15 protein-coding genes and 1 pseudogene are annotated in these 23,178 nt (G+C 63.6%); 12 read left to right on the forward strand and 4 right to left on the reverse strand.

Going from position 1 to position 23,178, the window contains the following annotated elements; genetic code table 11:
- Positions 1 to 12: 12 nt before the first annotated feature.
- From AC1RMG_RS25090 to AC1RMG_RS25100, 3 genes are all read right to left on the reverse strand, one after another.
- On the reverse strand, positions 13 to 720 hold the full coding sequence (locus AC1RMG_RS25090; protein WP_011058812.1) for an SPOR domain-containing protein: 708 nt from the start codon (positions 718 to 720) through the stop codon (positions 13 to 15).
- Position 721: 1 nt separating this feature from the next.
- A complete protein-coding gene (argS, locus tag AC1RMG_RS25095) occupies positions 722 to 2,458 on the reverse strand; it encodes an arginine--tRNA ligase (RefSeq protein WP_493170485.1) in 1,737 nt (578 codons plus the stop codon).
- Between the two features lie 210 nt (positions 2,459 to 2,668).
- Positions 2,669 to 4,888, reverse strand: coding sequence for a primosomal protein N' (locus tag AC1RMG_RS25100; RefSeq protein WP_065364836.1), 2,220 nt, complete (start codon positions 4,886 to 4,888; stop codon positions 2,669 to 2,671).
- A gap of 299 nt (positions 4,889 to 5,187) precedes the next feature.
- Between AC1RMG_RS25100 and rpmE the strand changes: the two genes are divergently transcribed.
- The 3 genes from rpmE to AC1RMG_RS25115 all read left to right on the forward strand — a co-directional run bounded on the left by rpmE (position 5,188) and on the right by AC1RMG_RS25115 (position 7,686).
- The gene (rpmE, locus tag AC1RMG_RS25105; RefSeq protein ID WP_011058815.1) at positions 5,188 to 5,409 is read left to right on the forward strand and encodes a 50S ribosomal protein L31; all 222 of its coding nucleotides are present in this window, start codon (positions 5,188 to 5,190) and stop codon (positions 5,407 to 5,409) included.
- Between the two features lie 41 nt (positions 5,410 to 5,450).
- Positions 5,451 to 6,230, forward strand: coding sequence for a thermonuclease family protein (locus AC1RMG_RS25110; protein WP_368994514.1), 780 nt, complete (start codon positions 5,451 to 5,453; stop codon positions 6,228 to 6,230).
- A gap of 187 nt (positions 6,231 to 6,417) precedes the next feature.
- Complete coding sequence (locus AC1RMG_RS25115) at positions 6,418 to 7,686, forward strand: malic enzyme-like NAD(P)-binding protein (protein WP_053156016.1); 1,269 nt, start codon at positions 6,418 to 6,420, stop codon at positions 7,684 to 7,686.
- A gap of 121 nt (positions 7,687 to 7,807) precedes the next feature.
- Here the strand turns inward: AC1RMG_RS25115 and AC1RMG_RS25120 are convergent, their stop codons facing one another.
- Positions 7,808 to 10,240, reverse strand: coding sequence for a penicillin-binding protein 1A (locus AC1RMG_RS25120; protein WP_401156719.1), 2,433 nt, complete (start codon positions 10,238 to 10,240; stop codon positions 7,808 to 7,810).
- Positions 10,241 to 10,460: 220 nt separating this feature from the next.
- Between AC1RMG_RS25120 and pilM the strand changes: the two genes are divergently transcribed.
- The 9 genes and pseudogenes from pilM to gltB all read left to right on the forward strand — a co-directional run bounded on the left by pilM (position 10,461) and on the right by gltB (position 23,158).
- Positions 10,461 to 11,522 (forward strand): type IV pilus assembly protein PilM, encoded by a 1,062-nt coding sequence (gene pilM / locus AC1RMG_RS25125; protein ID WP_493170488.1) that lies wholly within the window; start codon positions 10,461 to 10,463, stop codon positions 11,520 to 11,522.
- Positions 11,522 to 12,088 (forward strand): PilN domain-containing protein, encoded by a 567-nt coding sequence (locus tag AC1RMG_RS25130; protein ID WP_493170490.1) that lies wholly within the window; start codon positions 11,522 to 11,524, stop codon positions 12,086 to 12,088. Before pilM ends, AC1RMG_RS25130 begins: the two co-directional genes overlap by 1 nt.
- Positions 12,085 to 12,708 carry a type IV pilus inner membrane component PilO gene (locus AC1RMG_RS25135; protein WP_047283605.1) on the forward strand — a complete coding sequence of 208 codons (624 nt, stop codon included), beginning with the start codon at positions 12,085 to 12,087 and terminating at the stop codon, positions 12,706 to 12,708. Before AC1RMG_RS25130 ends, AC1RMG_RS25135 begins: the two co-directional genes overlap by 4 nt.
- Entirely contained in the window at positions 12,705 to 13,235 is a 531-nt protein-coding gene (locus tag AC1RMG_RS25140) for a pilus assembly protein PilP (RefSeq protein WP_493170492.1), read from the forward strand. The genes AC1RMG_RS25135 and AC1RMG_RS25140 overlap by 4 nt, the downstream gene beginning before the upstream one ends.
- A gap of 110 nt (positions 13,236 to 13,345) precedes the next feature.
- A pseudogene (locus AC1RMG_RS25145) lies at positions 13,346 to 15,001 on the forward strand (type IV pilus secretin PilQ); the annotation flags it as partial.
- A 4-nt stretch (positions 15,002 to 15,005) separates the two neighbouring features.
- The gene (gene aroK / locus AC1RMG_RS25150) at positions 15,006 to 15,524 is read left to right on the forward strand and encodes a shikimate kinase AroK (protein WP_011058824.1); all 519 of its coding nucleotides are present in this window, start codon (positions 15,006 to 15,008) and stop codon (positions 15,522 to 15,524) included.
- Between the two features lie 145 nt (positions 15,525 to 15,669).
- A complete protein-coding gene (aroB, locus tag AC1RMG_RS25155) occupies positions 15,670 to 16,770 on the forward strand; it encodes a 3-dehydroquinate synthase (RefSeq protein WP_011058825.1) in 1,101 nt (366 codons plus the stop codon).
- 10 nt (positions 16,771 to 16,780) lie between these two features.
- Complete coding sequence (locus tag AC1RMG_RS25160) at positions 16,781 to 18,361, forward strand: SPOR domain-containing protein (RefSeq protein WP_053156027.1); 1,581 nt, start codon at positions 16,781 to 16,783, stop codon at positions 18,359 to 18,361.
- A gap of 348 nt (positions 18,362 to 18,709) precedes the next feature.
- Positions 18,710 to 23,158 carry a glutamate synthase large subunit gene (gltB, locus tag AC1RMG_RS25165; protein WP_011058827.1) on the forward strand — a complete coding sequence of 1,483 codons (4,449 nt, stop codon included), beginning with the start codon at positions 18,710 to 18,712 and terminating at the stop codon, positions 23,156 to 23,158.
- Positions 23,159 to 23,178: the final 20 nt, after the last annotated feature.

The raw sequence follows: 23,178 nt of genomic DNA on the forward strand, positions 1-23,178 counted from the left end.
GTAGCGGTCGGCTTAGCGGCTCTGGCGCTGTTGTAACAGCAGGTTGCTGAAGCCGGCGCCGGCCAGTTGCTTCTGCGCCACGGTCAGCTGTTCGCGGTTGCTGAACGGGCCTACCAATACCCGGTACCAGGTTTCATCCTTCACCGTGCCGGATTCCACCGAGACCGACTGGCCCAGCAGGATGATCTGCGCCCGGACCTTGTCGGCATCGGCTTCCTTGCGGAACGAACCGGCCTGGAGGAAGAACTTGGTCACCGGCGCCGCCTTGGCCACGGGTGGCGCTGGTGGCGGGGTGATCCCGGCCAGGGCTGCCTGGGCACGGGCGGTGTCGATCTTGGCCGCTTCCGCCGGGGTTACCGGGGTGGTCGGCACTGGTGGCACCTGTGGCGTCGGCAGGGTTTTTTCCGGCACCGCTTCCGGCGGCACGATGACCTCCGATTCCGGCAACAGGGTGTAGAAGTCGTATTTCGGCTTCACCGGTTGCTGGGGGCTCGGCGGGGTCTTGTTGGCCTCGGCGATCTTGGTGGCTTTCTGCTGTTCGATCTTCTCGCGCTTGACGCTGTCGCCGCCCTTGCCGGGCTCGAGCTTCATCAGGAACACGATGAAGGCACCGATGGTCAGGCCGATGGCCAGCCACAACCAGCCCGGAATCGGCTTCTTGGCCGGGGCCTGGTAACGGCTGGCGCCACGCTTGGGTGCAGGTTTTTTCTTGGCAGCCAACTTACATTTGCTCCAGGACTTTGAGGCCCAGCAGTTCCAGACCTTGCTTGAGGGTGCGCCGGGTCAGCTCGGTGAGGCGCAGACGGCTGTGCATCTGGGTCGGCGTCTCGGCTGCCAGGATCGGGCAGTTTTCATAGAAGCTGGAGAACAGCCCGGCCACGTCGTACAGGTAGGTGCAGAGGATGTGTGGCGTGCCCTTCTCGGCGACGTTGTTGAGAATCTCGCCGAACTGCGCCAGCTTGGCCGCCAGCTCCAGTTCCTGGGCCGCGTGCAGTTCGATCTGCCCGCCGACTTCGCTGAAGTCCTTGCCCAGCTTGCGGAACACACCGGCGGCGCGGGTGTAGGCGTACAGCAGGTACGGCGCGGTGTTGCCTTCGAAGTTGAGCATCAGGTCGAAGTTGAAGCTGTAGTCGCTGGTGCGGTGCTTGGACAGGTCGGCGTACTTCACCGAGTCGATGCCCACCACCTTGGCGATGCTGCGCAGGTCGGCTTCCGGCAGTTGCGGGTTCTTTTCCTTCACCAGGGCGTAGGCACGCTCTTCGGCTTCGGTCAGCAGGTCGATGAGCTTCACGGTGCCGCCGTCGCGGGTCTTGAACGGACGGCCGTCGGCGCCATTCATGGTGCCGAAGCCCATGTGCTCCATTTCCATCGGATGGGTCACGAAACCGGCCTTGCGGGCCACGGCGAACACTTGCTGGAAGTGCAGGGCCTGGCGCTGGTCGACGAAGTACAGGGCGCGATCGGCGTTGAGCTTGCCGCTGCGGTAGCGCACGGCCGCCAGGTCGGTGGTGGCGTACAGGTAGCCGCCGTCAGCCTTGACGATGATCACCGGCAGCGGCTCGCCTTCGGCGTTCTTGAACTCGTCGAGGAACACGCACTGGGCGCCGTTGCTCTCCACCAGCAGGCCCTGGGCCTTGAGGTCGTTGACCACGTTGATCAGGTCGTCGTTGTAGGCGCTCTCGCCCATCACGTCGGCCATGGTCAGCTTGACGTTGAGCAGCTCGTAGATCTTCTGGCAGTGGGACAGGGAGGTGTCCTTGAACTTGGTCCACAGCTCCAGGCAGTCCGGGTCGCCGGCCTGCAGCTTGACCACCAGGCCGCGGGCGCGGTCGGCGAAGGCTTCGGACTCGTCGAAACGCTGCTTGGCGGCGCGGTAGAAGTTCTCCAGGTCCGACAGCTCGTCACTGGTGATGGGGTTTTCTTCCAGGTAGGCCATCAGCATGCCGAACTGGGTGCCCCAGTCGCCCACGTGGTTCTGGCGGATCACGGTGTCGCCGAGGAACTCCAGGACCCGGGCCACGCCGTCGCCAATGATGGTGGAGCGCAGGTGGCCAACGTGCATTTCCTTGGCCAGGTTGGGCGCCGACATGTCGATCACGGTGCGCTGCGCCGGGCCGGCCTTGCGTACGCCCAGGTGGTCGTCGCCAAGAGCGGCGTCCAGGCGCGCGGCCAGGGCCTGGGTGTTCTGGAAGAAGTTGATGAAGCCGGGGCCGGCGATTTCCGCCTTGCTCAGGTCTTCATGGGCCGGCAGGGCGGCGATGATTTTCTCCGCCAGGTCGCGCGGCTTCATGCCGGCCGGCTTGGCCAGCATCATGGCGATGTTGCTGGCGAAGTCGCCGTGGGTCTTGTCGCGGGTGTTTTCGACCTGGATCGCCGGCGTCAGGCCTTCTGGCAACACACCTTCGGTGACGAGTTGGGTGATGGCTTGCTGGATGAGCTGGCGAATGGTGTCTTTCATGGTCTTCTCTTTCGACCGCTGGTGCGGCGGCGCTTCGATGCGCAGGTGGAAAAACTGGGCATTATCCGTTGCTGGAACGGGCTTGCCAACTATAGAGGACTGCTTGGGGATCGATGGCGGCATTCGATTGCCTTCGCCGGCAAGCCGGCTCTTGCGGGTTTGATGCTGCCCATTGTAGGAGCGGGCTTGCCCGCGAAAGCACGACCTCGATCAATACAGATCCACGGGATCCACATCCAGCGACCAGCGGACCTGCCGCCCGCTGGGCATCTGTTCCAGCACCAGCAGCCAACTGCTGAGCAAACGATGCAAGGGCGCTCTGGCATTGGCCTGCAGCAGCAATTGCGCGCGATAACGTCCGGCGCGCCGCTCCATCGGAGCCGGCACCGGGCCCAATAGTTCGATGCCCCCCAGGTTCTGTTCCGCCAGCAGGCGCTCGGCCTCGCTGCAGGCTTCATCGAGGAACCCCTCGGCCTGGCCCGGTTTGTGGGCTTCGGCCCGCAGCAGCGCCAGGTGGGCGAAAGGTGGCAGGCCGGCGGCGCGGCGCTCGCTCAGGGCCTGTTCGGCGAAGGCGAAGTAGCCCTGCTCGGTCAACTGCACCAGCAACGGGTGGTCGGCGAGGTGGGTCTGGATGATCACCTTGCCCGGCTCTTCGGCCCGGCCGGCCCGCCCGGCGACCTGGACGATCAGTTGTGCCATGCGCTCGCTGGCGCGGAAGTCGCCGGAGAACAGGCCGCCATCGGCATCGAGGATCGACACCAGGGTCACCCGGGGGAAGTGATGCCCCTTGGCCAGCATCTGGGTGCCCACGAGGATGCACGGCTGGCCTTTCTGGATAGTGGCGAACAGCTGGTTCATCGCATCCTTGCGCGAGGTGCTGTCGCGGTCCACCCGCAGCACCGGGTAATCGGGGAACAGGATGCCCAGGCGCTCTTCCGCCCGCTCGGTGCCGGCGCCCACGGGGCGCAGGTCGACCTTGCCGCATTGCGGGCAATGACGCGGAACCCGCTCCACATGGCCGCAGTGGTGGCAGCGCAGCTCGCCGGAACGCTGGTGCACGGTCATGCGGGCGTCGCAGCGCTTGCACTCGGACATCCAGCCGCAGTCGTGGCAGAGCAGGGTCGGGGCGAAGCCGCGGCGGTTGAGGAACACCAGAACCTGCTGGCCGGCGGCCAGGGTCTGGCCGATGGCTTGCTGCATGGGGCCGGAAATGCCGCTGTCCAGCGGGCGGCTCTTCACGTCCAGGCGCAGGAAGCGCGGCTGCTTGGCGCCGCCGGCCCGCTCGTTCAGGCGCAGCAGGCCGTAGCGGCCGGTGTAGGCGTTGTGCAGGCTTTCCAGGGACGGCGTGGCCGAGCCCAGGACGATGGGAATGTTTTCCTGGCGCGCACGTACCAGAGCCAGGTCGCGGGCGTGGTAACGCAGGCCTTCCTGCTGTTTATAGGACCCGTCGTGCTCCTCGTCGATGATGATCAGGCCAGGGTTCTTCATCGGCGTGAACAGGGCCGAGCGGGTGCCGATGATGATGTCGGCCTCGCCGTCCCGGGCAGCCAGCCAGGCGTCCAGGCGTTCGCGGTCATTGACCGCCGAGTGCAGCAGGGCGATGCGGGCGTTGAAGCGTTGCTCGAAGCGCGCCAGGGTCTGCGGGCCGAGGTTGATCTCCGGAATCAGCACCAGGGCCTGCTTGCCGGCTTCCAGGGTTTCGCGGATCAGTTGCAGGTAGACCTCGGTCTTGCCGCTGCCGGTGACCCCGGCCAGGAGAAACGCGTGATAGCTGTCGAACCCGGCGCGGATGGCTTCATAGGCGGCGCGCTGCTCGCTGTTGAGCGGCAGTTCGGGCTGGGCCAGCCAGTGTTCGTGGCGCACGCCCGGCGCGTGCTTGCGCACCTCCACCTGCACCAGGTCCTTGGCCAGCAGCAGGTCGAGGCTGTCCTTGCTCAGCATCAGCTTGCTCAGCAGGGTATGGGGCACGCCGTGGGGGTGCTGGGCCAGGGTTGCCAGGGCTTCGCGCTGGCGCGGGGCGCGAGCGATGCGCGGGTCGTCGAGCCGGGCCCCGGGGGCGATCGACCAGAAGCGTTCCTGGCGGGCCTCGGCCAGCTCGCCCTGGCGCAACAGCACTGGCAATGCCCAGCTCAGGGTGTCTCCCAGGCTGTGCTGGTAGTACTGGGCGGTCCACAGGCACAGCTTGAACAGGGCCGGCGGTAGCGGAGGCGTGGGATCCAGCAGGGCCAGGGCCGGCTTGAGTTTTTCCGCCGGGACCTCGCTGTGATCCGCCACCTCCACCAGGATGCCGATCATTTCCCGGCGGCCGAATGGCACCCGCAGGCGCATGCCGGGGTGCAACTGGGCACGCAGCACCCCGGCCGGAGCACGGTAGTCGAACAGGCGGCGCAGGGGCGAGGGCAGGGCGAGGCGCAGGATGGCGTCGGGCACGCGGGACAATCTCGTTGAGCAGAGGGTAAATAGGCCCCGGAGCCTAACAGAGCAGCGGTGGAGTGTCCTGTATAAGCGTGCGTGGCCCCTGTACCTGCGGGGTCTGCCCGGGCATGGAGCCGGTTTTTCAGTTCAGGGGGTGGCAAAGCCTGGGCTGTCAAGGTTGCACCGGCTTTTTCTGATGGGCTGCACTCAGGATCGCTTGCGCGTTTGACGCGGTCTGGTAGAATTCGCGCCCTAATTCGTGCGGTATTCAACAATAGTGTTGGGTGGCGGCACGCTAGCCTGAGGAATACACCATGAAAGCCGATATCCATCCAGTATACGAAGCCATTACCGCTACCTGCAGCTGCGGTAACGTCATCGAAACTCGCTCCACCCTGGCCAAGCCTCTGAGCCTGGACGTGTGCAACGAGTGCCACCCGTTCTACACCGGCAAGCAAAAGACTCTGGACGTTGGCGGTCGTGTCGACAAGTTCAAGTCGCGCTTCGGTGCTTTCGGCGCAACGAAGAAGGCCTGAGGCTGATCGTTCTGGAAAGCCGATACCGACTTTCCTCGCTGATGAAAAAGGCGTCCCTAGTGGGCGCCTTTTTTGTGGGCGCGATTTGGCTGACAACGGCCGAGGCGTTTTGCCCGGCGCCCAAGGGGCTGTTGCCAGCAACGGTGCTCCGGGTGGTGGACGGCGACACCCTGCACCTCAAGGATGGCCGCAGGTTGCGCATGATCGGCCTCAATGCCCCGGAGCTGGCGGGCAAGGGGCGCCCTGCCGAGCCCTTCGCCGAGGCGGCGCGGCAGCGCCTGCGACAACTGGTGGCACAGAGTGGTGGGCGGGTCGGCCTGCTGCCGGGGCGTGAAAGGCAGGATCGCTACGGTCGTGTCCTGGCCCATGTCTATGGCGTCACTGGTATCAACTTCGAAGCCCGGTTGATCGCGGAAGGCTTGGCCTATCGGATTGCCGTGCTGCCAAACGTCGCCCTGGCGAGCTGCCAGAAGGCTGCCGAGAACCATGCGCGCCGAGCCGGGCTGGGGCTTTGGCGACGTTCACCTGTACTCAAGGCGCAGCAGATCCATCGCGCGGGCTTTGCCCTGTTCGAAGGGCGAGTGAGCAGGGTGCAGCGCAATCGCGGTGGTCTTTGGATCACATTGCAGGGGCAGGTTGTATTGCGCATTGCACCCAATGTCCTGCGGCGCTTCGATCGCCGGCTGCTCAGTGGCCTTTCAGGGCGCCGGATCGAGGCTCGCGGCTGGGTTGTCGATCGCTCGCGTCAGCCTGGCCGGCAATCTGCACATCCGCGCTGGATGTTGTCCGTGACAGACCCTTCCATGCTCGGACTTATCTGATAAAGAAAAATTGTAGACATTTTTTTAATGGATTGTGAACAGTTGAAAGCCTTGTACCCCGCGGCTCTTGGCCCAAAGTCGTACGCTAGGGGCCTTGACAGGGGTGACTGGGCAGTCTTGTGGGGACTATGCGACACGAGTATCCTCGGCGGTCCGTCTGTCCAACAGCAAAAAGCGGAATGCCCACATGTCTGATTTGAAAACTGCCGCTCTCGAATACCATGCCAATCCTCGTCCAGGAAAGCTGAGTGTCGAGCTCACCAAGGCCACTGCTACCGCTCGTGATCTGGCGTTGGCCTACAGCCCCGGCGTAGCCGAGCCGGTACGCGAAATCGCTCGCGATCCGGAACTGGCCTACAAGTACACCGGCAAAGGCAACCTGGTTGCCGTCATTTCCGATGGCACCGCGATTCTCGGCCTGGGTAACCTCGGCCCACTGGCCTCCAAGCCAGTGATGGAAGGCAAGGGCGTGCTGTTCAAGCGTTTCGCCGGCATCGATGTATTCGACATCGAAGTCGACTCCGAAAGCCCGCAGGCTTTCATCGACACCGTCAAGCGCATTTCCATCACCTTCGGTGGCATCAACCTGGAAGACATCAAGGCACCCGAGTGCTTTGAGATCGAGCGCGCTCTGATCGAGCAGTGCGACATTCCGGTGTTCCACGATGACCAGCACGGCACCGCGATCGTTACCGCCGCCGGCATGATCAACGCCCTGGAAATCGCTGGCAAAACCCTGGCCGACGCCAAGATCGTCTGCCTGGGTGCCGGCGCTGCCGCCATCTCCTGCATGAAGTTGCTGGTGAGCATGGGTGCACAGATCGAAAACATCTTCATGGTCGACCGTACCGGCGTGATCCACTCCGGCCGCGATGACCTGAACCAGTACAAGGCGGTGTTCGCCCACTCCACCGACAAGCGCACCCTGGCCGACGCCCTGCAAGGCGCCGACGTGTTCGTCGGTCTGTCCGGCCCGAACCTGCTGAGTGCTGAAGGCCTGAAATCCATGGCGCCGAACCCGATCGTGTTCGCCTGCTCCAACCCTGATCCGGAAATCGCCCCGGAACTGGCGCACGCCACCCGCGACGACGTGATCATGGCTACCGGCCGTTCGGACTACCCGAACCAGGTGAACAACGTCCTGGGCTTCCCGTTCATCTTCCGTGGTGCCCTGGACGTACGCGCCAAGCGCATCAACGAAGAAATGAAGATCGCCGCGGCCAACGCCCTGCGTGACCTGGCCAAGCTGCCGGTTCCTCAGGAAGTGTGCGACGCCTACGGTGGCATCAAGCTGGAATTCGGCCGTGAGTACATCATTCCCAAGCCAATGGATGCCCGCCTGATCACCGTGATCTCCGATGCCGTGGCCAAGGCCGCCATCGAGACCGGCGTGGCTACCCTGCCGTACCCGAAGAACTACCCGCTCAAGAGCGTGGATGATGTGTTCAACGGTTAAGCGTTCGTAGCGTCATGCAAAAAGCCCCGGCTCGCGAGAGCCGGGGCTTTTTTGTGGGCGCTTGCCCGCTGTAGGAGCGGGCAAGCCGGCGAAGGTTGCCGCGTTCGCGGCTCCCCTGGCGCTAGAACAGATCGATCGGCGCCGCTTCGTCCGCCGGCAGCGGGCTGCCTGGTACGGCGCCATTGCCCAGTTCATTGACCGAGGGCGGAGTGTCTTCGCTCTTGAACAGTTCGAAGTAGGCATTGGGCGTGCCGGGTGTGGCGGCGCGGCCGCTGACCGGGTCTACCCGCAGGCTGAGAATGCCTTCCGGCTCTGGCTGGGTGTGTGGCGGCTTGTCCTTGAGGGCGGCGCCCATGAAGCTCATCCAGATCGGCAGTGCCACGGTGCCGCCGTATTCGCGGCGCCCCAGGCTTTCCGGCTGGTCGAAACCGGTCCATACGGTGGTCACGTAGTCGGCGTTGTAGCCGGAGAACCAGGCATCCTTGGACTCGTTGGTGGTACCGGTCTTGCCCGCCAGGTCGGTACGGCCCAAGGCCAGTGCGCGGCGTCCGGTACCCAGCTTGATCACGTCCTGGAGCATGCTGTTGAGGATGTAGGTGGTACGGCCATCGATGATCCGCTCGGCAACCGCCGGGGCTTGCGTCGCTGCCGGAGCCGAGGTTTCACCAGCCACGTTGTTGATCGTGAAGTTGTGCTCAGGGGCGGCGATGCCGCTGGTGGCCGTATTGCCGGTGGGGGCGCTTGGCGGGTTGGCGCTGAACAGCAGCTCGCCGTTGCGGCTTTCGATCTTGTCGATGATGTACGGGGTGATCTTGTAGCCGCCGTTGGCAAAGGTGCTCCAGCCGGTGGCGATTTCCATCGGCGTCAGGGTTGCGGTACCCAGGGCCAGGGACAGGTTGCGCGGCAGGTCCTGCTTGTTGAAGCCGAACTTGCTGATGTAGTCGATGGTGCGGTCCACGCCCATGCTCTGCAGCAGGCGGATCGACACCAGGTTGCGCGACTTGTACAGCGCCTCGCGCATGCGGATCGGGCCGAGGAAGGTGTTGGTGTCGTTCTTCGGGCGCCAGACCTTGTCCAGGTATTCGTCGACGAACACGATAGGTGCGTCGTTCACCAGGCTGGCCGGGGTGTAGCCGTTATCCAGGGCGGCGCTATAGATGAACGGCTTGAAGCTGGAGCCGGGCTGGCGCTTGGCCTGCATCGCACGGTTGTAATTGCTCTGCTCGAAGGCGAAGCCGCCCACCAGGGCGCGGATCGCACCGTTCTGCGGGTCCAGCGTCACCAGGGCGCCCTGGGCGACCGGGATCTGGCTGAACTTCAACGAGTTGTCCGCCTGGCGCTGCACGCGGATCAGGTCGCCGACCTGGGCCACGTCCGCCGGTTGGCGCGGGACCGGGCCCATGCTGTTGGTATTGAGGAACGGCCGGGCCCATTTCATGCTGTCCCAGGCCACATGTTCTTCGCCGTTGCGGGTCAGCACCTGGAGGCCATTCTTCTCTACCAGGGTGACGATCGCCGGTTCCAGGCCGCTGATGGTCCGCTGCTTGGTCAGTTCGCTGGCCCAGGCCGCCTGGGTCTTGCCTGGCAGGCGCGATTCCGGGCCGCGATAGCCGTGGCGCTGGTCGTAGGTCATCAGGCCTTCATGGACCGCGGTGTTGGCCATTTCCTGCAGATCGCTGGGCACCGTGGTGGTGACCCGGAAACCTTCGGTGTAGGCATCGCTGCCATAGCGGCCGACCATTTCGGCCCGGGCCATCTCGGCGATGTACGGGGCGTTCACTTCCGGAGTCGGTACGTGATAGCTGGCGTTCAACGGTTCGTTGATTGCCTCGGTATAGGCCGCTTCGGTGATCTTGCCGAGCTTGTACATGCGCCCCAGGATCCAGTCGCGACGTTCCTTGCTGCGTGCCGGGTTGGCCAGGGGGTTGAAGCGCGAAGGTGCCTTGGGCAGGCCGGCGATCATCGCCATCTGCGCCAGGCTCACGTCACGGATGGACTTGCCGTAATACACCTGGGCCGCTGCCTCGATCCCGTAGGCACGGTTGCCCAGGTAGATCTTGTTGACGTACAGCTCGAGGATCTCGTCCTTGGTCAGCTGCCGTTCGATCTGCAGAGCCAGGAGGATCTCGGTGGTCTTGCGCGAGAAGCTGCGCTCGCTGCTCAGGAAGAAGTTCTTCGCCACTTGCATGGTGATGGTGCTGCCGCCGGACTGGATATGTCCGCTCTTGACCAGCTGGGTTGCGGCACGCATCAGGCTGCTGGGGTCAACCCCGTAATGGTTAGCGAAGTTGTCGTCTTCAGCACTTAGTAACGCATTGATGAAGTTGGGCGGAATGTCGGCGAAACGTATGGGAGTACGGCGCATTTCACCGAATTCAGCGATCAGTTTGCCGTCGCTGCTGTACACCCGCAGGGGAATCTGCAACTGGATGCTTCTCAGGGCCTCAACCGACGGCAAGCCGGGACTAAGATAGAGAAACGCACCGGAGAGGGCGAGGAGGAGCCCGCAGAACGCCGCGACGATGGACCACCCGAAAAACTTCAGCAGACGAATCAAGGCTTTTGGATTTCCAGAGAAAGGAATGAATTAGGCGTCAGGGCATTCACGGACATCAGGGGCCGGCCCACGCAGCAGGTAAAAGCGGAAAAAAAACGCTGGGCATTATAAGCATTTTCCGCCGAGAGCGTCATTTGCCCGTCTGTCAAGACGTGACCATTGAACGCAATGCAGCTTAAGCAGTCCGTAAGTCACGGATAGTCATAGGGAATTGGTCGTGCTTGGACTCTTCAGCAAAAAGCCGAGTTCCCTTATGGGGATCGATATCAATGCGACATCGGTCACGCTTCTGGCCCTGGGGCGCCAGGGGCAGGGGTACCGGGTCGAGGCCTACGCCAGGGAGCCCCTGGCGCCCAATACTGTGCTTGACCAGCACATTGCCGACCCCGAGGCCCTGGCCGCGGCCCTGTCCCGCGCCTGGCTCAAGACGGGCAGCCGGCTCAAGGGGGCGGCGGTAGCGGTGGCCGGCGAGGCGGTGATCAGCAAACTGATCGAAATGCCGGCGGGCCTGCACACCGACGAACTGGAGCAGCAGGTCCGGCTGGAAGCCGGCCAGTACATTCCCTATCCCCTGGAAGACGTGGCCCTGGATTTTGAAGTGCAGGGGCCGGTACCCGGTAATCCGCAGCGGGTTCAGGTGCTGCTGGTAGCCTGTCGCAACGAGCGGGTAGAGGCCCTGGAAACGGTATTGGGCCTGGCCGGCCTGACAGTCCGGGTGGTGGATACCCAGCCCCTGGCTCTGGAGCGCTGCCTGTTGCTGCTGGCGGCGCACCTGCCGCTGGCGACTCCTGGCGCCGTGGCGTTGCAGGATATAGGCCCGGCCCTCAGCCGTTTCAGCGTCCTGCACGGCCAGCGAGTGATCTATAGCCGTGAGCAGCTTTTCGGTAGCGGGCTGCTGATGGAAGCGCTCCAGCGTCGATACGGGCTGACACTGGAGCAGGCATTGCTGGCGCAGAGCCAGGGCCGTTTGCCACAGGGTTGCGCCGAAGAGTTGCTGCAACCCTTCGAGCAGGAGGTGCTGCAACAGGTCAGCCGTTCCCTGCAGCAGTTCGCCACCTCGCCTCAGCAACAGCCCCTGGTGCAACTGCTGCTGGCCGGAGACGGTAGCGGCCTGGCCGGCCTGGAGCGGCGGGTGGAGGGCGAGACAGGCATCGATACGTCGCTGGCCAATCCTTTCCGGGCCATGCCGATGGGGCCTCGAGTCGACCCCCAGGTATTGAATGAACAGGCGCCGAACCTGCTCCTGGCCTGTGGCCTGGCCCTGCGAGGGTTCGACTGATGGCGCGGATCAACCTGTTGCCCTGGCGCGAGGCCTCGCGCGAACTGAGGCGTCGGCGTTTCCTGCAGATGCTGGCGATGATGGTCGTGCTCGGGGCCGGGGTCATTCTGTTGGCCGACGCCTATATAAGCCGGGTGATCGAGCGCCAGCATTTGCGCAACCAGTATCTGGGCCAGGCGACGGCACGCCTGGATGAGCAGATCGCCAGCATCCAGGGGCTCAAGGCGCAACGACAGCAGTTGCTCGAACGCATGGGCATCATCGAAGAGCTGCAGGGCAACCGCTCCAACGGTGTGCGGATTTTTCAGCAGTTGGCCCGCAGCCTGCCTGATGGCGTGTACTTCACCGAGGTGGATCTGCAGGGGCAGAACCTTGGAATCAGCGGTGCCGCCGAGTCAAACAACAGGGTGTCCGACCTGATGCGCAATCTGCAGGCTGCCGAGGGTTTTGCTGCCCCCAGCCTGACCGAGGTGAAGAACGCGGTGGACGCCCAGCAAGGGCTGAACAACCTGTTCCGGCTGAATGTCGGGCAGACGCCCGGGCCAACCGGGGAGCTTCGGCAATGACCCCCCGACAATGGCTGGCAGAGTTGCGGCGTATCGATCTGCGGGAGCTGGAGCTGGCCAACCTGGGCTCCTGGCCCGGGCCGGCCAGGAGTCTGGTGGCGGCCCTGCTTCTGCTGCTGGTTCTGCTAGTGGGCTACGGCTTTTACCTGAGCCCGCACCTGGAGCAACTGGAGCGCCAGCGCCAGGAGGAAACTCGTCTCAGGCAGGAGTTTGCCGGCAAGGCGCGCCAGGGAGCCAATTTGCCGCGCTACCAGGAGCAGTTGGCCGTCATACGCAACAGCTTCGACCTGCTGTTGCGTCAGTTGCCCAGCGACACCGAGGTCCCCGGCCTGCTGGAGGACATCAGTCGCGTGGGGCTGGGCAGTGGCCTGGCCTTCGAGGAAATCAGGCTGCAACCGGAGGTGGCCAGGCAGTTCTACGTCGAGTTGCCGATCCAGATTACTGTCACCGGTGCCTATCACGACCTGGCGAGCTTCGTCAGTGGCGTCGCCGGCCTGCCGCGCATCGTCACCTTGCATGATTTTCGCATTCAGCCTGTGGCAGCGGGCAATCCGGCGCTGTTGCGCATGAGCATCGAGGCGCGCACCTACAGGTACGACGCTCCGGAGCCGCACTCATGAGGCGCCTGCGCTGGGCGGTGCTTGGCTGCCTTTGTGCCGGGCTGTGGGGGTGTGGTGGCGCCGATGACGACTTTGCCGACCTGGACGCCTACATGAACCGGATGCGCCTGCAAGCGCCCGGGCCGATTGAACCAATGCCGGTAATCCGGTCTTACCCCTCGTTCACCTATGACGCCAGCGCATTGCGCAGTCCGTTCCAGCCGCCGCAAAGGCTTGACCTGGCGGCCCGTCGGCAAGGGGCCAGTGCGGTCCGGCCCGACCCGCAGCGAGCCCGGCAATACCTGGAGGGGTTCGATATCGAGCAGTTGCAAATGGTCGGGACCCTGTCCAACGCCTCCGGGAGCTTTGCCCTGTTGCGCGGCGCAGGTGGCATCCACCGCTTGCAGGTTGGCGACTACCTGGGGCGCAACGAAGGCCGGGTTGTGACCATCAGCGAATCGCAGATCGAGGTGGTGGAAATTGTTCCCGATGGAGCGGGAGCCTGGCTGGAGCGGCCGCGAACACTGGCGCTGAAAAAACACTCTTAAGTGGAATCTGGAAAATGAACAGGACTGTTTCAGCCCTCGGTGTAGCGCTATGGATAGCGCTGCTGGCACCGCTGGTCGGCGCCGCCGAGCCCAAGCCCGCTGCTCCGGGGACGGCAGCTCGGGCGCCTGCAAAGCCGCAGGCAGTGGCCGGGTCGATACGCGGCGTGGATTTTCAGCGCGGCGAGGAGGGCGAAGGCAATGTGCTGATCGACCTGTCCGACCCGCGCATCGCTGTCGATGTCCAGCGGCGCGAGGGCCGGATCGTCCTCGATTTTGCCCGTACCCAATTGCCCGAGGCGCTGCGGGTTCGCCTGGACGTCAAGGATTTCGCCACCCCGGTGCAGTACATCACTGCGGATACGGCTGCCGGGCGTACCACCGTCACCCTGGAGCCCAAGGGCGCCTTCGACTATTCCACCTTCCAGACCGACAACCGCCTGACGGTCAGTGTCCGCCCCCTGGCCGAGACCAGCAGCAGGGCGGCTGCGGCCCGACCTGCCTACAAGGGGGAAAAGCTCTCGCTGAACTTTCAGGACATCGAGGTGCGCTCGGTGCTGCAACTGATCGCCGATTTCACGGGCCTCAACCTGGTGGCCAGCGACACGGTGCAGGGCGGCATCACCCTGCGCTTGCAGAACGTGCCCTGGGATCAGGCCCTGGATCTGGTGCTACGGACCAAGGGCCTTGATTCACGCAAGATCGGCAATGTGCTGCTGGTGGCTCCGGCGGATGAGATTGCCGCCCGGGAGCGTCAGGAGCTGGAGTCACAGAAGCAGCTGGAGGACCTGGCGCCGTTGCGTCGGGAGCTGCTGCAGGTCAACTACGCCAAGGCAGCGGACATCGCCAAGCTGTTCCAGTCGGTGACCCGTGCCGAGGAAAAAGCCGATGAGCGTGGCTCGATCACCGTGGATGAGCGCACCAACAGCATCATTGCCTACCAGAGCCAGGAGCGCCTCGACGAACTTCGGCGCATCGTCGCCCAGCTGGATGTTCCGGTGCGCCAGGTGATGATCGAAGCGCGCATCGTCGAGGCCAACGTTGACTACGACAAGAGCCTGGGCGTGCGCTGGGGCGGCTCGGTGCAGAACCAGGGCAACTGGAGCGCCAGCGGGGTGCAGAACGCTGCCAGCGGTTCCAGCAGCATCGGCGCTCCGGGCAGCGGCGGCAGCAACTCACCCTTTGTCGATCTGGGGGCTAGCGCCCATACCTCGGGCATCGGCATCGCCTACATCACCGACAACGTGCTGCTGGACCTGGAGTTGACCGCCATGGAGAAGACCGGCAACGGCGAGATCGTTTCCCAGCCCAAGGTGGTCACCTCCGACAAGGAAACCGCAAAGATCCTCAAGGGCACCGAGATCCCCTACCAGGAAGCCAGCTCCAGCGGCGCTACCTCGGTGTCCTTCAAGGAGGCGTCGCTGTCGCTTGAAGTGACGCCGCAGATCACCCCGGACAACCGCATCATCATGGAGGTCAAGGTCACCAAGGATGAGCCGGACTACCTGAACAAGGTCCAGGATGTACCGCCGATCAAGAAGAACGAGGTCAATGCCAAGGTCCTGGTCAACGACGGGGCGACCATCGTCATCGGCGGGGTTTTCTCGAATACCCAGAGCAAGGTTGTAGATAAAGTGCCATTTCTTGGCGATGTGCCGTATCTTGGCCGCCTTTTCCGGCGTGACGTGGTGTCGGAGAAAAAATCCGAGCTGCTGGTATTTCTCACTCCGCGTATCATGAACAACCAGGCGATTGCTGTGAGTCGTTGATTCTGTGCGAAATTTGATTCTTGTTGGGCCGATGGGGGCTGGAAAAAGCACCATCGGTCGCTTACTGGCCAAAGAGCTGCGCCTGCCATTCAAAGATTCCGATAAGGAAATTGAACTGCGTACAGGCGCGAATATCCCGTGGATCTTCGATAAGGAAGGCGAACCGGGCTTTCGTGATCGCGAACAGGCGATGATCGCCGAGCTCTGTGGCACTGACGGCGTGGTCCTGGCCACTGGCGGTGGTGCAGTGATGCGCGAGGCCAATCGTCGGGCGCTGCACGCTGGCGGACGAGTGGTCTATCTGCACGCCTCGGTCGAGCAACAGGTGGGGCGCACCGCCCGGGACCGCAATCGTCCCCTGCTGCGCACCGCCGATCCGGCCAAGACCCTGCGCGACCTGCTGGAAATCCGCGACCCGCTTTATCGGGAAATCGCCGATCTGGTGGTGGAAACCGATGAGCGGCCGCCACGAATGGTGGTACTGGACATACTGGAGCGCCTGCAGCAGCTGCCACCCCGTTAATGCGTCGAGCGAAATGCGCTATTCTCGGCGTCGCGCCAGACCGCCAAGGTGTGGCGCAGAGCTATCGGGCTGCGTCAGAAGACCAGGCGAGGCCCATCGTCAATGCAGGGCACAATGCCTGCTTCCATCTTCACTGTGGGGACACATGCAGACACTTAAGGTCGATCTAGGCGAGCGCAGCTACCCGATTCACATTGGTGAAGGTCTGTTGGACCAGCCCGAGCTGCTGGTGCCGCATATCGCCGGGCGGCAAGTGGCGATCATTTCCAATGAGACCGTCGCGCCGCTTTACCTTGAGCGTCTGACCCGCAGCCTGGGGCAGTTCTCGGTGATCTCGGTGGTCCTGCCCGATGGCGAGGCCTACAAGAACTGGGAAACCCTGCAGTTGATCTTCGATGGCCTGCTCACTGCGCGTCACGATCGACGCACTACCATCATCGCCCTCGGTGGCGGCGTGATCGGTGATATGGCCGGCTTTGCCGCGGCCTGCTACCAGCGGGGCGTGGATTTCATCCAGATTCCTACCACCCTCCTGTCCCAGGTGGACTCTTCGGTGGGCGGCAAGACCGGTATCAACCACCCGCTGGGCAAGAACATGGTCGGCGCCTTCTACCAGCCGAACGTGGTGCTGATCGATACCACCAGCCTTAACACCCTGCCCAGCCGCGAGCTGTCGGCAGGTCTGGCGGAAGTGATCAAGTACGGCCTGATCTGCGACGAGCCCTTCCTCACCTGGCTGGAAGAGAACGTCGACCGCCTGCGGGCCCTGGACCAGCAGGCCCTGACTTACGCCATCGAGCGCTCCTGTGCGGCCAAGGCCGCGGTAGTGGGTGCCGACGAACGTGAATCGGGAGTGCGGGCCACCCTCAACCTGGGGCATACCTTCGGCCACGCCATCGAAACCCACATGGGGTACGGTGTGTGGCTGCATGGGGAGGCGGTGGCTGCTGGCACCGTAATGGCCCTGGAAATGTCCGCGCGCCTGGGCTGGATCACCAGCCAGGAGCGTGACCGCGGTATTCGCCTGTTCCAGCGCGCGGGCTTGCCGGTCATCCCGCCAGAGGAAATGAGCGAAGCGGATTTTCTCGAACACATGGCAATTGACAAGAAAGTGATCGACGGTCGTTTGCGTCTGGTGCTGTTGCGCCGCATGGGCGAAGCCGTAGTGACCGACGATTATCCGAAAGAGGTTTTACAGGCCACGCTGGGAGCGGACTACCGCGCCCTGGCTCAGCTTAAAGGTTAATAAGATCCCGATGACTAGTTTGCACGCCGACGAGGCTTTCCTCGGCCATTACCAGTTGAGCCACGATCCTTTCGCTCCCCGGGTCCCTGGCTTCAAGTTCTTTCCTGCCCAGCGCAAGCCCGTGCTGGGGCAACTGCATCACCTGGCCCGCTACAGCCAGTTGCTGCTGGTGGTCACCGGGCCTCAGGGCAGCGGCAAGACCCTGCTGCGCCAGGCACTGGTAGCCAGTACCAACAAGCAATCGGTGCAGAGCGTGGTGGTGTCGGCCCGCGGCGCCGGCGACGCTGCCGGCGTGCTGCGCCAGGTGGCCCAGGCGCTGAATGTGGCGGAGGCCGAAATTGGCGCGATCCTCGCCCAGATAGTGCAGTTGGCCCTGACCGGTCAGGAAGTCTATCTGCTGGTGGATGACGCCGAGCAGCTCGACGAGTCCGCCCTCGAGGCCCTGCTGGCCCTGGCGGCCGGCGCACCGGAAGGTCGCCCCCATGTGTTCCTGTTCGGCGAGTCGTCGCTGATCGCCGCACTGGACCAGCTCAATACCGAGGAAGAGCGCTTCCACGTCATCGAGTTGCAGCCTTATACCGAAGAGGAAACCCGCGAATATCTGGCCCAGCGGCTTGAAGGTGCGGGGCAGGGCATCGAACTTTTCTCCGCAGATCAGATCAGTGATATTCACGAAAGCTCCGATGGCTGGCCGGGCAACATCAACCAGGTCGCCAGGGATGCAATGATCGAAGCAATGATCGCCAGCCGCTCTGCGGTCAAGCGTCCAAGTATGGGGTTTAACATGCCTAAGAAACACGTATTGGCCATCTCCGCTGTCGTGGTGGTGGCCGTGGCCGCGGCCTGGTTGATGCCGGGCCGCAGCAAGGCTCCAACCACCGGCGCTCCGGCCAATGAGCAAGCGCAGCTGCCTTTGGGGCAAACACCCACACCCAATGCCAATGGCAGCCCGTCAGTGGAGTTCGCCGGTTCGTCACAGCCAATGCCGCTGCCGTTGGTCGGCCAGTCGCAGCCCGTGATGCGCGGTCCTCTGGCCGAAGCCGCAGGGGGTATCAGTGAGGGTGACGACGGGGTGCCGGTTGAAGGCTCCAGCGCCGTTCCACCGACCGTGACCACCACCGCGCCGCCTGCTGGGGCTACGGCTGGCCCGACGCCGACTCCGGCAGCGCGTCCAACCCCGGCACCGACCCAGGTGGCCACGGCCAAGCCTGCGCCTGCCGCCAAGCCGGCAGAGAAACCAGTGGCAGCCAAGCCTGCTCCGGCCAAGCCGGCCGAGAAGCCGGTCACCGTGGCCAAGGCCGCCGGTGGCAGCTGGTACGCTGGCCAGGCGCCAGGCAACTACGTGGTGCAGATCCTCGGCACCAGCTCGGAAGCCACCGCGCAGAACTTCGTCAAGGAACAGGGCGGCGAATACCGCTACTTCAAGAAAGTCCTCAACGGCAAGCCGCTGTATGTGATCACCTACGGCAACTTCGCAAGCCGCGATGCCGCGGTCAGCGCCATCAAATCCTTGCCAGCGAAGGTTCAGGCTGGTAAACCTTGGCCTCGCACTGTCGCTAGCGTTCAACAAGAACTGGCAACAACTCGCTGAAGATTCGGCGGCCTTACCCAGGCCGCCTCTCCCGGCAACCTCAAATTTCCGCATCGGCATGCTGCCTTACAGGCCGCGTGCCTTGTGGTGTCTGCGTCACAGTAGTTTTTGAGTCGCGGCAGTCAAAAGCAAAACTTTTTGACTAGCACAGCATATCGCTTTAAAACGTTCATAAATGCGACATGAATTTACGACAGATCGTCGCTAAATTTGTGGGGCTTTGTGTCGGTGTGTACAATGACCTCCCTTTTGCCCCCGCAAAGCTGGCGTACGTTCGGCGCGGAATGCAAGTGGTTGAATTGAAAAGAAATTTGCCTCTAAAAGAGGCAGCCTGGTGAGAAAGTGTCTATGAAAGCAGGTCTGTACCAACCAGATGAATTTAAGGATAACTGTGGTTTCGGCCTGATAGCCCATATGCAGGGCGAACCCAGTCATACCCTGTTGAAAACGGCCATTGAGGCCCTGACCTGCATGACCCACCGCGGTGGGATCAACGCGGACGGCAAGACCGGCGACGGTTGCGGTCTGCTGATGCAAAAGCCCGACCTGTTCCTGCGCGCAGTCGCCACGGAGCACTTCGGCATCGAGCTGCCCAAGCAATATGCGGTGGGCATGGTGTTCTTCAACCAGGACCCGGTGAAAGCCGAAGCCGCTCGCGAAAACATGAACCGCGAGATCCTCGCCGCCGGCCTGCAACTGGTGGGCTGGCGCAAAGTACCGATCGATACCAGTGTGCTCGGGCGTCTGGCCCTGGAGCGCCTGCCACAGATCGAACAAGTGTTCATCGGCGGCCAGGGTCTGAGCGACCAGGATTTCGCCATCAAGCTGTTCAGTTCCCGTCGCCGCTCCTCGGTGGCCAACGCCGCCGACACCGACCACTACATCTGCAGCTTTTCCCACAAGACCATCATCTATAAGGGCCTGATGATGCCGGCGGACCTCGCCGCCTTCTATCCGGACCTGGGTGACGAGCGCCTGCAAACCGCGATCTGCGTGTTTCACCAGCGCTTCTCCACCAACACCCTGCCGAAATGGCCGCTGGCCCAGCCATTTCGCTTCCTCGCCCACAACGGCGAGATCAACACCATCACCGGCAACCGCAACTGGGCCGTGGCCCGGCGCACCAAGTTCGCCAACGACCTGATCCCGGACCTGGAAGAGCTCGGCCCGCTGGTCAACCGCGTGGGTTCCGACTCCTCGAGCATGGACAACATGCTGGAGCTGATGGTCACCGGCGGCATCGACCTGTTCCGCGGCGTGCGCATGATCATTCCGCCAGCGTGGCAGAACGTCGAGACCATGGACGCCGACCTGCGCGCGTTCTACGAATACAACTCGATGCACATGGAGCCGTGGGACGGCCCGGCCGGCGTGGTCATGACCGACGGCCGCTACGCCGTCTGCCTGCTGGACCGCAACGGCCTGCGCCCGGCGCGCTGGGTCACCACCCAGAACGGCTTCATCACCCTGGCTTCGGAAATCGGCGTGTGGAACTACCAGCCCGAGGACGTGATCGCCAAGGGCCGGGTCGGCCCGGGCCAGATCTTTGCCGTGGACACCGAGACCGGGCAGATCCTCGACACCGACGCCATCGACAACCGTCTGAAGTCCCGTCATCCGTACAAGCAATGGCTGCGCAAGAATGCCCTGCGCATCCAGGCCACCATGGAAGACAACGACCACGGTTCGGCCTTCTACGACGTCGACCAGCTCAAGCAGTACATGAAGATGTACCAGGTCACCTTCGAAGAGCGTGACCAGGTGCTGCGCCCGCTGGGCGAGCAGGGCTACGAAGCGGTGGGTTCGATGGGCGACGACACGCCGATGGCGGTGCTGTCCCAGCGCGTGCGTACCCCCTACGACTATTTCCGCCAGCAGTTCGCCCAGGTCACCAACCCGCCGATCGACCCGCTGCGCGAAGCCATCGTCATGTCCCTGGAGATCTGCCTCGGTGCCGAGCGCAACATCTTCCAGGAGTCGCCCGAGCACGCTTCGCGAGTGATCCTCAGCTCGCCAGTGATCTCCCCGGCCAAGTGGCGTTCGCTGATGAACCTCGACCGCCCGGGTTTCGAGCGCCAGGTCATCGACCTCAACTACGACGAGAGCGTCGGTCTGGAAGCCGCGATCCGCAACGTCGCCGACCAGGCTGAAGAAGCCGCTCGCGCCGGCCGCACCCAGATCGTCCTCAGCGACCGTCATATTGCGCCGGGCAAGTTGCCGATCCACGCCTCCCTGGCCACCGGCGCGGTGCACCACCGCCTGACTGAAAAGGGCCTGCGCTGCGACTCCAACATCCTCGTGGAAACCGCCACCGCCCGCGATCCGCACCACTTCGCGGTGCTGATCGGGTTCGGCGCCTCGGCGGTCTATCCGTTCCTGGCCTACGAAGTGCTGGGCGACCTGATCCGTACCGGTGAAGTGCTGGGCGACCTCTACGAGGTGTTCAAGAACTACCGCAAGGGCATCACCAAGGGCCTGTTGAAGATCCTGTCGAAGATGGGCATCTCCACCATCGCCTCTTACCGTGGCGCGCAGCTGTTCGAAGCCATCGGCCTGTCCGAGGAGGTCTGCAACCTGAGCTTCCGTGGTGTGCCGAGCCGGATCAAGGGCGCACGTTTCGTCGATATCGAAGCCGAGCAGAAAGCCCTGGCGACCGAAGCCTGGAGCCCGCGCAAGCCGATCCAGCAAGGCGGCCTGCTGAAGTTCGTCCACGGTGGCGAGTACCACGCCTACAACCCGGACGTGGTCAACACCCTGCAAGCCGCCGTGCAGCAGGGCGACTACGCCAAGTTCAAGGAATACACCGCGTTGGTGGACAACCGCCCGGTGTCGATGATCCGCGACCTGTTCCAGGTGAAGACCCTGGACACGCCGATGGACATCAGCGAAGTCGAGCCCCTGGAGTCGATCCTCAAGCGCTTCGACTCTGCCGGTATCTCCCTGGGCGCCCTGTCGCCGGAGGCTCACGAAGCCCTGGCCGAAGCCATGAACCGCCTCGGCGCGCGTTCCAACTCCGGTGAGGGCGGCGAAGACCCGGCGCGCTACGGCACCATCAAGAGCTCGAAGATCAAGCAAGTGGCCACTGGCCGTTTCGGCGTGACCCCGGAGTACCTGGTCAACGCCGAAGTGCTGCAGATCAAGGTGGCCCAGGGCGCCAAGCCCGGCGAGGGCGGACAGCTGCCTGGTGGCAAGGTCAACGGCCTGATCGCCAAGCTGCGCTACGCAGTCCCCGGCGTGACCCTGATCTCGCCACCGCCGCACCACGACATCTATTCGATCGAAGACTTGTCGCAGCTGATCTTCGACCTCAAGCAGGTCAACCCTCAGGCGCTGGTGTCGGTGAAGCTGGTGGCCGAAGCCGGCGTTGGTACCATCGCTGCCGGTGTGGCCAAGGCCTATGCCGACCTGATCACCATCTCCGGCTACGACGGCGGTACCGGCGCTTCGCCGCTGACCTCCATCAAGTACGCCGGTGCGCCGTGGGAACTGGGCCTGGCGGAAACCCACCAGACCCTGCGCGGCAACGACCTGCGCGGCAAGGTCCGGGTGCAGACCGACGGCGGCCTGAAAACCGGCCTCGACGTGATCAAGGCAGCCATCCTCGGCGCCGAGAGCTTCGGCTTCGGCACCGCGCCGATGATCGCCCTGGGCTGCAAGTACCTGCGCATCTGCCACCTGAACAACTGCGCCACCGGTGTGGCGACCCAGAACGAGAAACTGCGCAAGGATCACTACATCGGCACCGTCGACATGGTGGTGAACTTCTTCACCTACGTCGCCGAGGAAACCCGTGAGTGGCTGGCCAAGCTTGGCGTGCGTTCCCTGGAGCAACTGATCGGCCGGACCGACCTGCTGGAGGTGCTGGAAGGCCAGACCGCCAAGCAGCATCACCTGGACCTGACCCCGTTGCTGGGCAGCGACCACATTCCGGCGGACAAGCCGCAGTTCTGCCAGGTGGACCGCAACCCGCCGTTCGACAAGGGCCTGCTGGCCGAGAAAATGGTCGAGATGGCCCGCTCGGCGATCAATGACAAGAGCGGCGCCGATTTCGCCCTGGATATCTGCAACTGCGACCGCTCCATCGGCGCACGGATCTCCGGCGAGATCGCCAGGCTCCACGGCAACCAGGGCATGGCCCAGGCGCCTATCACGTTCCGCTTCAAGGGCACTGCGGGGCAGAGCTTCGGCGTGTGGAACGCCGGCGGCCTGAACCTCTACCTGGAAGGCGACGCCAACGACTACGTGGGCAAGGGCATGACCGGCGGCAAGCTGGTGATCGTTCCGCCCAAGGGCAGCGTCTACAAGACCCAGGACAGCGCCATTATCGGCAACACCTGCCTGTACGGCGCCACCGGCGGCAAGCTGTTCGCCGCTGGCACCGCGGGTGAGCGTTTCGCCGTGCGCAACTCCGGTGCCCACACCGTGGTGGAAGGCACTGGCGATCACTGCTGCGAGTACATGACCGGTGGTTTCGTCTGCGTCCTGGGCAAGACCGGTTACAACTTCGGCTCAGGCATGACCGGCGGTTTCGCCTATGTGCTGGACCAGGACAACACCTTCGTTGACCGGGTCAACCACGAACTGGTGGAAATCCAACGGATCAGCGGCGAAGCGATGGAAGCCTATCGCAGCCACCTGCAGCGCGTGCTGAACGAGTACGTCGAGGAAACCGACAGCGAATGGGGCCGTAACCTCGCCGAGAACCTCGACGACTACCTGCGCCGTTTCTGGCTGGTCAAGCCCAAGGCTGCCAGCTTGAAGTCGTTGCTTTCCAGCACCCGTGCCAACCCGCAGTGATATGCGCCTGAAGAGTGTGA

The organism is Pseudomonas sp. GW822-FHT04H02 (assembly GCF_058800645.1).